Raw genomic sequence first — 11,482 nt, forward strand, 5'->3', positions numbered from 1 at the left:
TCTGTTTTGCAGTAGCTAAATTTAATTGTATTTTTTTATGAAGTTTATTTTTCCTTTTGTATTTTTTAAATCATCTTTGTATATCTTTGCAAATATAAGCGATCCTGTCACATATAGTACAACTGTAAAGAAATACGGTGCATTGTAAGATATACTCTCCATCAGAAATCCTCCTATCGTAATCCCGATTGCTCTACTTATATTAGATGCAAGAGATACTACACTGCTGAGATTTGTTCTTTCATCTTCTGATACAAGTTCCATGGAAAGATTTTGTATAACCGGTGTTGCCATATTCATAAGTCCATTCCTCATAAAAAATGAAACTGCAAGCAGAATCATTCCCTGAGGAAACATTATTGATAACAGAAATGGTATGGATATCAGCTGACATACTATAACTGTTCTTGCTCTTCCTAATTTAGAAACAAGAAATGGAATTGCGATACTGCCTATTATACATCCAAATTGAGAAAACGACAGTATAGACCCAACGGCCGCGTCCCCTATACCGATACTGTATTTCAGATATATACTGAAAAATGGAACTACAAGTCCTGCTCCAACACCTACAATGCAATAAAATATCATAAATTTTATTACTTTTGTATTCAATATATGCTTATATGCACTTATACATCCACTTAAGCTTCTAGGAACATGATTTTCCGGTTCCTTCATAAAATATATAGGTATAAGAGCCATAAATGAAAGTGCTGTCGATACTATAAATACCGATTGTATAGATATATCAGGATTTATATATTCAGCTACAACATATGATATTATCCCTCCAAGAAAAGTTGCAACAACATATCCTAGATTATATATTGCAAAATTTAAAGAAAAGACTGATACCCTTTCTTCAGGTGCAGTATTTTCCGTAATAAACATTCCTTCTGCTGTAGATCTGACACTAAGTCCAAACCCTACGAGAACTGACATAATTATTACTAAAAATTTCATTTTAACCATAGTTATACCTATACTTCCAACAGCTATACAAAAGAAACCAAGTATAAAACTGTTTTTTCTTCCTATTCTTTCCAATATGTACGCACTAAATACTGAACCCGCGGCTGTTGTAAGAGTATTTATTGAAAGTATATATCCAACAAAATGTTCTCCATATCCGATTTCTTTAAGTTGTATACCTGCAAAAGTCATGAATACACCCATTGAAAAACATTCTATAAAATTTATAACAAGAAACATTTTCATATTTCTATTTAATATTTTTATACTTTTCAATGCATCCATTTGATTTATCTTTCCTCAAATACTTTTTTTATTCTATTCATGCATTCTTCAACAAGTTCTCTTCTACATGCAATATTTATTCTTTCAAATCCACTTCCTTCTTCTCCAAACATTGTACCTTCATCAAATATAAGTCCCGCTTCTTCAAGCATTATTCTTTCAAGTTCTTCTGAAGATAATCCATATTCATTAAAATCAAGCCATACCAGATAAGTTCCCTCAATAGGAGCCATTTTTACTTTAGGTAAATTATTTTCGATGAATGTTTTTATATATGCCGCATTTTCATCAATATAATTATTCAATTCATCAAGCCAATCTTCACATTCATTATATGCTGCTATTATAGCCTCTATTGCAAACGGATTCGGATTGTGCTGAGCTCCACTTCTTTCAACTTCTTCAAGCCATGCTTTTCTAAGCTCAGGAGTATTTATAACTATATTAGAAAGCTGCATACCTGCAAGATTGAAAGTTTTACTTGGAGCAAGGCATGTAACTATTTTTTCTTTATATTCAGGACAAAGGTTCTGAAGATTTATATGTTTTCTTTTGTTTCTCACAAGATCATTATGTATCTCATCAGCTATTATAAACACATTATTTCTTTTGCATATATCAACTACTTTTTTCAGTTCTTCCTCTGTCCATACTCTTCCTACAGGATTGTGTGGAGAACAAAGTATCATAAGTTTGTTTGAAGGATCTTTTGCTTTTTCTTCAAGATCATCAAAATTCATTTCATATTTTCCATCTTTATATATAAGTGAATTATTTACAACTCTTCTGTTGTTCTGCACTATTTTATTTGTAAAAGGATGATATACCGGCCTCTGGATTATTATACCGTCATTTTCATCTGTAAGTATTCTTATAAGTACTGCAAGAGCTGGAACAACTCCGGAACTGAACATTAGAGATTCTCTTTCTATATCCCATCCGAATCTTCTTTTGTACCATCCTGTAACAGCATCAAAATATCTGTCTGTCTCTCTTGTACTATAACCATATATTTTTCTATCTGCAACCATATGTACAGAATCAATGATAGGTTTTGCTATTTCAAAATCCATATCCGCAATCCACATTGGTATTGAATCTTTTCTTGCTTTTGGGAAAGTCTTATCAAGATTATCCCATTTTGTACAGTTTGTATTTCTTCTGTCAACTACTTTGTCAAAATCATATTTCCCCATTTTTTATACCTCCAAATCCACAGAACGGTTAATATAATTACTGTCTGCAATGATATTTCCATATATATTATAATATCTTTTTTTAATTTTGTTAATATTTTGAATGTATTTATTTTATAATATAATCTTTAAAATAAAAGGACATATTATCAAACTGATAATATGTCCTAAATACACAGGGTTATACTATATCATTTCTATAAATGCTTCAAATCTTGTTTTAAGCTGTTCACTGTCAGACTGTGAGTAATCAGTTTCAAGAGAAAGGAATGGTAATCCTTTTTCCTTAGTTACAAAATCTTTTATTCTTGCACTTTCAACTGTAAATGTATGGCATGCAGTAAGAGATATGTCTATTACTCCATCAACTTTGAAATCATCTATAAGTTCATCAAGAAGTTTTATTCTTCTGTCGTTGTTCATCATACATGAACATCCTATTTTTAGATATGCTTCAGCTATTGCTTCATATACATTTGGATTTGATTCGTCAACAAGATATCTATTTGATCTTGGTCCTCCACAGTTTTCATATACAACTATGTCTCCACCGGCTTCTTCTATTGCAGGTGCTATTTTACTTATTGCTCCAGCTATTGGAGAACCTGTTATAAGTATTCTTGGTCTATCTGTCTTTTTCTGCTCTTTTGAATTGTATTCTTCTTTTATATCATCTATAAGTTTTCTTAAATCAGCTTTCATTTTTGGTCTGTCAAATTTAAACTGAGTCTGATAAAGAACACTGTGTATTTCTGATCCTGTCATTGGAGGTGGATTAAGTTCTCCAAGTCTGAAGTATTCCATAAGTAGTGCTCTTTCTTCATTTTTGTCCTTTATTGCAGCTCTTATATCATCTTCTGTTATTGTTATATTGTAGAATTCTTCAAGACGTTCTTTAAGTCTTTTTATTTCCTCTGCCCATAGTTTAAGAGACATCTCTCCAGTAGCTATATTTGGCAGATGCATTATATGAGTAGGTTTTACTTTTGCCATCTGCTCATACATTTTCTTTTTACCATCGCATGTAGTTTCTGCAACAACTATGTCACTGAAATAGAAGTATGGACATGTATCAGTTATTGCATGACCATAACTTGATTTAACCATTGGACAAAGGTTTCTTGGAAGTATTTTTTCTGCTTCTGGTATTGGCTCTTCACTTATTCCACAAAGACCTACTGATATTGCTCCTGCAGCAAGTATTATCTCAACAGGAGAGAAAGTACAGTATACCCCTACAACCTTTCTTCCTTCATCTTTAAGTTTCTTTATTGCAAGAAATCCATTTCTTCTAGCTTCACTCCAGTTTTCAAACTGAGCAGGAAGTCCTATATTTTCCATAATCACAACACTCCTTATCATTTATTAATACCAAATACAATTATATATTAAAAAATGATATTTTAGGCGAATATAACGTTTTTATTCTATAGTTTAAATCTAATATTGTGTATATAATTATAGTTTTTTTCTATAATGCTATATATTTTCTATATACTTTATGTTACATTATAGCTATTTTTAGATATAAAAACAGGATGCCAATACGACACCCTGTCTTTAAACAATACTTATTTTGTATTTATTATTTCATTCATCATTCTTTCAAGGTCTTCTCCATAATTAGCTCCAGCCCAGTTGTTTGAAAGTGATTTTACTGTTTTACATTTTCCAAAAAGGCTTGCAAAATGTCTTGGGTCTTTTGGATTACTTAATGGGTATCCTTCTTTTCCGGCATAAAGTGCGAGATGCTGAACCTGTGCAAGAGCACCGTCTTCCCATGAGTCAAATCTTGTATGTGCATTCTGATCATAATCTCCTCCACCTGATGGAGTTTTTAGACCACACGTATTTTTGAAAGATGCATCCAGTACACCTCCAAATTTACAGTAGCCTGTTTCTTTTGCACACTGAGCTACTACAAGCGTTGGATCTACTCCATTTTCAACTGCTGTATTGTAAAGTATCGGAAGTATTTCCATAAATAAATCAGATGCATTTTTATTTTCAGCCCATTTTACACACTGTTCATATGTAGATGTAGGTGTAGATAGTATATTAAATGATTCTGTTGAAGTTGTTACTGAATCTGCTCCATCCTGTCTTAGACACTCCTCATATATGGAAGTACTCAGATTTCCTATTTTCCCAATTTTCTGGGCTCCTGAAAGTATTGATTTATCAGATCCCTTTGACACAAGTACCAACGGAACATTTTTTGATATAGTACAACCTATAAGACCATTTGTAAGATCAAATCCATCTGCAACATAGAAGTTTTTCACTCCACTATAGAATTTATTTATTATCTTTGTATTTGTTTCGTATCTGTTTTTTCCTCCAAGTCTTTCAGCATTTGTACTGCTTATAAGACTTTCAGATATTACTGAAGTTCCGCCTATTGCATATGTTTTTACTCCAGATGTTGAAAATGGTACATTTTTCCCATTTGTAAGTATTACAGGCATTCCATCTCTTGCAGCAACAGATGCTATACTTATACTGTCCGGTTCTCCATTGTATCCATTAGTAAGAGCTACTGATGTTACATCTTTTATCTCTGATATTTCTTTCGCAACTGTATAGCTTGTTTCATATCTATTTTTTCCACCCAATCTCTCAACAGATATTCCCATACCTTTTAGTTTACTTTCAACAGAATTTGATACCGCAAGCTCTTCTCCTATTATATATACTTTTTTAAGATTTTTTACTCTATCAAGTGTTTCTGTTGGTATGGAATCTTTTTTTACAGGTAGTATTACTGCATTAGATGCTCCGGCAAGTCCACTTGCAGAAAGTCCATCTGCTATATAATTTTCAAGATTTACTAATATTGCTGTATCATAGCTCTGTCTATCAGCTATCATTCCGGCTGTTTCATATATATCTTTTCCCTGTATTATTTCCTCCTGTGCAGCAGATACAGGAACTATACATCCTGATACAGCTGCTATAGTCATAGCTGTCGAAAAAATTTTCTTATATATTTTCACTATTACGCCTCCTGTTATTTATTGAAAAATAGCTTCATCTTCTCATAATATATTTTCACTTTTCATTACAAAATAATAATCAAAACTAAAAAGACTATAAAAGTATATCTTACTCTTATAGTCTTTCCAGATTATTTTATCACTAAATTGTTACTTTTTCAAGGTTGACATAATAATTTTTGTAACTTTTTTGTAATCTTTTTGTAAAACATCTACTTTTTATCATAATTACAACCACAATTACAATTATATTTATTAAGATCTATCTCATTATTCATGTGTCTTTTGTTAGATGCACATGATTTAGAAGCAGGGCATCCTATACATTTTACACCGCTCTTTCTTGCCTTTATTATATATAAAATCGCAGTTCCAATAATAACAAGTATTATAATACTCAATATTATATTGTTCAAAACATCAGCCCCTTTCTTATTTTTTATTATGCAACTGTTTTATTATTAAGCGAATATTCTTCATCTATTTTTCTATCGGCATTTTTTATAAGTTTATATGCAATCAGTACAAGTACAGCTATCACTATTATTCCAGGTACAAATCCCTGTCCAACTGTACCTGTTGTTATAAGTGTTCCTATCTGGTATACAAGGAATGCTACAACGTATCCTGATGCAAATTGAAGACCTATTCCTCCGAATAGCCATTTCTTATCTTTTATTTCAGAGTTCATAGCACCTATCGCCGCAAAACAAGGTGGTGTATACAGGTTAAACATCAGATATGCAAGTGCAGCTACTGAAGTTAATCCCATTGCTGTCGATACCTCATTTGCTCCACCTATAAGCGCATTTTCTTCACCTATAAATCTAGTAAATCCATATACTACCGCAAGTGTTCCAACGACATTTTCCTTTGCTATAAATCCTGTTATGGCTGCTGCTGCAAGCTGCCATGCACCAAATCCAAGTGGTATAAGAAGTACGGCAAACGGAGATGCTATAGATGCAAGTATTGATGTGCTTTCCATTCCCTCTTCTACAAGCTGAAGCTGCCAGTTGAAAGACTGCATTATCTGAACAACCGCATTACATACAAGTATTATTGTACCTGCTTTAACTATATATGCCTTTGCTCTTGAAAGCATTGATATAACAGCTCTTTTGATACTTGGTATTTTGTATTCTGGAAGTTCCATTATAAAGAATGATTTTCTGTATTTATGTCCTGTTATTTTAAGTATAAGCATAGAACTTAAAACTATAAGAATAATTCCTACAAAGTACATAAGTGTTCCAACCCATGAAGCATCACTGAAAAATGCTCCTGCAAATAATGCTATTACCGGAAGCTTTGCTCCACACGGCATAAACGGCGTAAGCATAGCTGTTGTTCTTCTTTCTCTCTCATTGCGTATAGTACGACATGCCATCACCCCCGGAATAGCACATCCTGTACCTATAACCATTGGTATTATTGATTTTCCCGAAAGACCAACTCTTTTGAATATCGGATCCATAACAACACTTACACGCGCCATATATCCGCAGTCTTCAAGAAGTGCTATAAGGAAATACATAACCATTACAAGTGGAAGGAATCCGACAACAGCTCCAACTCCGCCTATTATACCGTCCACTAAAAGAGCTTTAAGAAATGGAGATGTTCCTGAAAGCATTCCAGATACATATTCCTGAAATGATTCTATCCATCCCGTAAGAGTATCCCCAAGATATGGTCCAAGCTTTGATTGAGATATATCAAATACTGCCCACATTACAATTGCAAATATAGGTATTCCAAGAAATCTATTTGCAAGTACTGAGTCTATCTTGTCCTGTATGTTTCTATCTTTTGTGAATATTTTACGTGTTTCAACTTCATTCACTATTTTATTTACAAAATCAAATCTTTTTCTATCCGCTGATTCAACTTCGTGCTTATCATGAAGATTTATATCTCCCTGATGATAAGGAGCCTTCTGACCTTTTCCACATATTTCTATTGCTTTTGAAGCAACTTCAGATATACCTTTTTCAGTTGTTGATATAGTTGCAACTACCGGGCATCCTAGTTTTTCTGATAAAAGATTTATATCTATTTCTGTTTCTTTTTTGTCTGTAAGGTCAGTTTTATTAAGAGCTACTACAACTGGTACACCAAGTTCAAGAAGCTGAGTTGTAAAGAATAGGCTACGACTAAGATTTGTAGCATCTACAATATTTATTATAACATCCGGATTTTCGTGTTTTACATATCCGCTTGTTATACTTTCCTCTGATGTAAACGGAGACATTGAATATGCACCTGGAAGGTCTACCGCTATAACATCTTCTCTACCTTTACTGTATATTCTTTTAAATGCACTTTCTCTTTTGTCTACGGTTACCCCCGCCCAGTTTCCTACATGTTCATTCTTACCAGTTAATAAGTTATACATTGTGGTTTTACCACTGTTTGGATTTCCTGCTAAAGCAATCCTCATCTTTTTTCCCTCCTTCTCAGTATCACACACGTCGAATCAGCTGCAACAACTATAATATATATAAATAGTATTTTTATAATGTAATAAATTTTATATCAGTATTGCCTCTGCAAGATTTTTATCTATATTGTATCTTCCATCTTTTATCGATATAACATAGCTTTTTCTGAAATGAGAAACTACTGTTATTTTCTCTCCACTATAACATCCCAATGAGAACAGGAATGCATTAAGTTCCTCATCATCAGTACATATATCCTTTATGATATATTCTTTTTCCAGCTGAGCATTCGTTAAATTCATAATTGCTTCCTCCCATTTTTAAATATTATAGTCAGTCATCGCTAACTCATTTCAAATGTTATCATAAATAATAATCATTGTCAATGAAAATATATTATTATTTATTAAATATTCTTATCTTTTACTATAATGAATTATTCTTTATAGTTTTCAGTATTACTACTTTATACAAATATCTTTTAAAAATAAAAACTGTACAAATACTGCTTAAATCGTAGTTTCTGTACAGTTTCAATCTTTATTACAACAATTTAAATTATTTTATAATATTTTTTATCGCTTCAACAGCATAGTCTATTTCTTCTTCAGTGTTAAAATATCCAAAACTGAATCTTACAGTTCCCCTAGGGAAAGTATCAAGTGTTTTATGAGCAGATGGTGCACAGTGCATTCCCGATCTTGTTGCAATACCGTATTCCTTATCAAGAGTATGACTTACTATACCATTGTCCATATTTTCAAAATCAATAGATACTACAGATGTTCTATTCTCTGTATCTTTTTTACCTATTATTCTGATTCCATCTATCTCTTTGACTTTTTTTATAAATCTTTCTGTAAGTTCCATCTCTCTTTTGTGTATATTATCTATACCTGTATCAAGTATATATTTCAGAGAAGCATTAAGTCCGAATATTCCTGGTATGTTCATTGTACCGCTTTCATATTTATCCGGCATGTATGAAGGTTGTATTTCTGTATCAGAAAGACTTCCTGTTCCACCTTCTATAAATGAATCAACTTTCTCTACAATTTCTTTTCTTATTAAAAATCCACCTGTTCCCTGAGGCCCAAGAAGACTTTTATGACCTGTAAAACATAATATATCTATATTCATTTTTTCCATATCAAGATTTATTACACCAGCTGCCTGTGCAGCATCTAAAACAAATATTGCTTTGTATTTACGGCATAATTTCCCGATTTCCTCAATCGGCATAATAGTTCCACACACGTTTGATGCCGCGGTCATTATAACTGCCTTTACGTTATTATTTGACAGTTCTTTTTCAAATTCAGCTATATCGAGTTCACCATTTTCATTACACTTTATCCTGATAAAATCAACGCCATAATTTTTCATTGAATTTAATGGTCTCATAACTGCATTGTGCTCCATAGATGAAACAATTACTCTATCTCCAGATTTTAAAAGACCTTTTATTACTGTGTTCAGTGATTCAGTTATGTTTTTTGTAAACACCACATTTTCAGGATAATCACCATACCCAAACATTTCCGATATTAGTTCTCTGGTTTCAAATACAGTATTTTCAGCACTTACTGCCGTCCGATATACTCCTCTGTTTATATTTCCCCCGACATTTTCTATATAATCTTTTACCGCATCTCCTACCCCAGGAGCTTTTGGATAGGATGTTGCACCATTATCAAAATACACTCTTTTCATAGCCCGACCTCCATATATTTTATATATTTATTATATCAGAATTTATATACTATATGTTTTGATATACGATTATCCCTTCATTTTAATCGATAGATTTTTCCTATATGCTTTATAATATTAATAGTAGTTTTAAATTCTTTTTAAAAAATGTTTTTTATTTCGTTCATTGTGTTATCATCTAGTTGAAACATATTTCAGCACTTTTATAACTATATAATTATTTAGGAGGTTTCTGAAATGAAGGAAAAAAGAAACATTATCATCGGTGGTGCCGTAATAGGTATACTTGCTGTTATATCTGTACTTCTCGGCAACCCTAAAAATATGGGGATCTGTGTTGCATGTTTTATAAGAGACACAGCGGGTGCCCTTGGACTTCATCAAGCTCCAATTGTTCAGTATGTGAGACCTGAAATACTTGGATTCATACTTGGAGCATTTATATTATCTGTTGCAAATAAAGAATTTGCATCAAGAGGTGGATCTTCTCCTCTTATCAGATTCTGTCTTGGATTTATAGTAATGATAGGAGCTCTTATGTTCCTTGGATGTCCAACAAGAATGGTTCTTAGACTTGCAGGTGGAGATTTCAATGCTATACTTGGACTTTTAGGTTTTGCGTCTGGAATATTTGCAGGTATATTCTTCCTTAACAGAGGATTTACACTTAAAAGAAACTACAAACAGACAAGAATGGAAGGCTATATAATGCCTATAATTTCTGTTGTATTATTTGTTCTTCTTGCAGTAAACTCATCACTTCTTATATTCTCAACAGAAGGACCTGGTTCTATGCATGCTCCAATATTCTTTTCACTTGCTGTTGGGCTTATCGCAGGTGCAATCTGTCAGAGAACAAGACTATGTATGGCCGGCGGTATAAGAGACGCTTTCCTTTTCAAAGATTTTTATCTTGTAAGTGGATTTATCGCTATGCTTGTAGGAGCTCTTATAGCAAATATCGTTACTGGACAGTTTGTTCCAGGGTTTGCTGATCAGCCTGTAGCTCATACAGATGGATTATGGAATTTCCTTGGAATGGCTGTATGTGGATGGGGATCTATACTTCTTGGTGGATGCCCTATGAGACAGCTTGTTCTTTCAGGAGAAGGTAATGTCGATTCTGCAGTTACAATACTTGGTCTTTTTGTAGGAGCTGCATTCTGCCATAACCTTAAATTTGCATCTTCAGCTGAAGGACCTACTCCAAATGGTATGGTTGCAGTAGTTGTATGTCTTGTAATACTTGCTGTTATATCTTATCTTGGATGCAAATCTGAAACTTCAGATTCACAGACACAGTAATTTAAAAATCTATTATTAAGGAGATGTTTTAATTGACAAAAATAGATGCCAGAGGACTTTCTTGCCCACAGCCGGTACTTCTTACAAAAAAAGGACTTAAAAATCATCCTGAAGGTGTTGAGGTAATGGTAGACAATATGACTGCCTGCAACAACGTACAGAAGTTTATAAAAAATTCAGGATACAATGTCAACCTAAAAGAACTGGGGGATGGTGAATTCCTTATCACCGCATCAAAATAATGATTTATTATTCGACTTTTTTTACACATTCCGGTGCTATAAAATTTTCAAGAAAATGTACAAAATTAAATATAGAAAATGAAAGTGGACCTGTCCCAAGAAAATTAAGTTCAAACTGTGGTGTTGGGGTTAAATTTTCATATGATGGTGATTATTCAGAACTTTATACAGAAGATATAGAAAAGATATACCGTATAGAGAATAATGAATATATCCTTCTTGAAGATTATGATGACTAAAGGGCAAAAAGGGGCTGTCGCATTAATATTTTATTAGTGCGATAGCCCTTATTTTTTTGAAAAAATATAATAAAAAATCACCTTCTA

The 11,482-nt window shown here is 32.8% G+C and carries 11 protein-coding genes; 3 read left to right on the top strand and 8 right to left on the bottom strand.

Annotated features, from left to right (window positions below; translation table 11 throughout):
* Positions 1–21: 21 nt before the first annotated feature.
* The 8 genes from EXD82_RS04055 to EXD82_RS04090 form a co-directional block, all read right to left on the bottom strand.
* Complete coding sequence (locus EXD82_RS04055; protein WP_142535633.1) at positions 22–1,260, bottom strand: MFS transporter; 1,239 nt, start codon at positions 1,258–1,260, stop codon at positions 22–24.
* A gap of 5 nt (positions 1,261–1,265) precedes the next feature.
* Positions 1,266–2,456 (bottom strand): MalY/PatB family protein, encoded by a 1,191-nt coding sequence (locus tag EXD82_RS04060; RefSeq protein ID WP_142535634.1) that lies wholly within the window; start codon positions 2,454–2,456, stop codon positions 1,266–1,268.
* A 186-nt stretch (positions 2,457–2,642) separates the two neighbouring features.
* The gene (locus EXD82_RS04065; protein WP_142535635.1) at positions 2,643–3,797 is read right to left on the bottom strand and encodes a double-cubane-cluster-containing anaerobic reductase; all 1,155 of its coding nucleotides are present in this window, start codon (positions 3,795–3,797) and stop codon (positions 2,643–2,645) included.
* 230 nt (positions 3,798–4,027) lie between these two features.
* Entirely contained in the window at positions 4,028–5,452 is a 1,425-nt protein-coding gene (locus tag EXD82_RS04070) for a cell wall-binding repeat-containing protein (RefSeq protein WP_246082006.1), read from the bottom strand.
* Between the two features lie 212 nt (positions 5,453–5,664).
* Positions 5,665–5,868, bottom strand: coding sequence for a FeoB-associated Cys-rich membrane protein (locus EXD82_RS04075; RefSeq protein WP_142535636.1), 204 nt, complete (start codon positions 5,866–5,868; stop codon positions 5,665–5,667).
* A gap of 26 nt (positions 5,869–5,894) precedes the next feature.
* A complete protein-coding gene (feoB, locus tag EXD82_RS04080) occupies positions 5,895–7,895 on the bottom strand; it encodes a ferrous iron transport protein B (RefSeq protein ID WP_142535637.1) in 2,001 nt (666 codons plus the stop codon).
* A 90-nt stretch (positions 7,896–7,985) separates the two neighbouring features.
* Positions 7,986–8,198: a FeoA family protein gene (locus EXD82_RS04085; RefSeq protein WP_142535638.1), complete on the bottom strand. Its 213-nt coding sequence runs from the start codon at positions 8,196–8,198 to the stop codon at positions 7,986–7,988.
* A 256-nt stretch (positions 8,199–8,454) separates the two neighbouring features.
* Positions 8,455–9,609, bottom strand: a complete 1,155-nt coding sequence (locus EXD82_RS04090; RefSeq protein WP_142535639.1) for an aminotransferase class V-fold PLP-dependent enzyme — start codon at positions 9,607–9,609, stop codon at positions 8,455–8,457.
* A 237-nt stretch (positions 9,610–9,846) separates the two neighbouring features.
* Here EXD82_RS04090 and yedE point away from each other — a divergent pair, with 237 nt between their 5' ends.
* Genes yedE through EXD82_RS04105 form a run of 3 tightly spaced genes read left to right on the top strand, consistent with a single transcriptional unit; the run spans position 9,847 to position 11,395 of the window.
* Positions 9,847–10,914, top strand: a complete 1,068-nt coding sequence (gene yedE, locus EXD82_RS04095; protein WP_142535640.1) for a YedE family putative selenium transporter — start codon at positions 9,847–9,849, stop codon at positions 10,912–10,914.
* Positions 10,915–10,946: 32 nt separating this feature from the next.
* Complete coding sequence (locus EXD82_RS04100; protein WP_142535641.1) at positions 10,947–11,156, top strand: sulfurtransferase TusA family protein; 210 nt, start codon at positions 10,947–10,949, stop codon at positions 11,154–11,156.
* The gene (locus tag EXD82_RS04105) at positions 11,156–11,395 is read left to right on the top strand and encodes a DUF3343 domain-containing protein (protein WP_142535642.1); all 240 of its coding nucleotides are present in this window, start codon (positions 11,156–11,158) and stop codon (positions 11,393–11,395) included. The genes EXD82_RS04100 and EXD82_RS04105 overlap by 1 nt, the downstream gene beginning before the upstream one ends.
* Positions 11,396–11,482: the final 87 nt, after the last annotated feature.

This window comes from Peptacetobacter hominis, assembly GCF_006861675.1.
Lineage (GTDB): Bacteria > Bacillota > Clostridia > Peptostreptococcales > Peptostreptococcaceae > Peptacetobacter > Peptacetobacter hominis.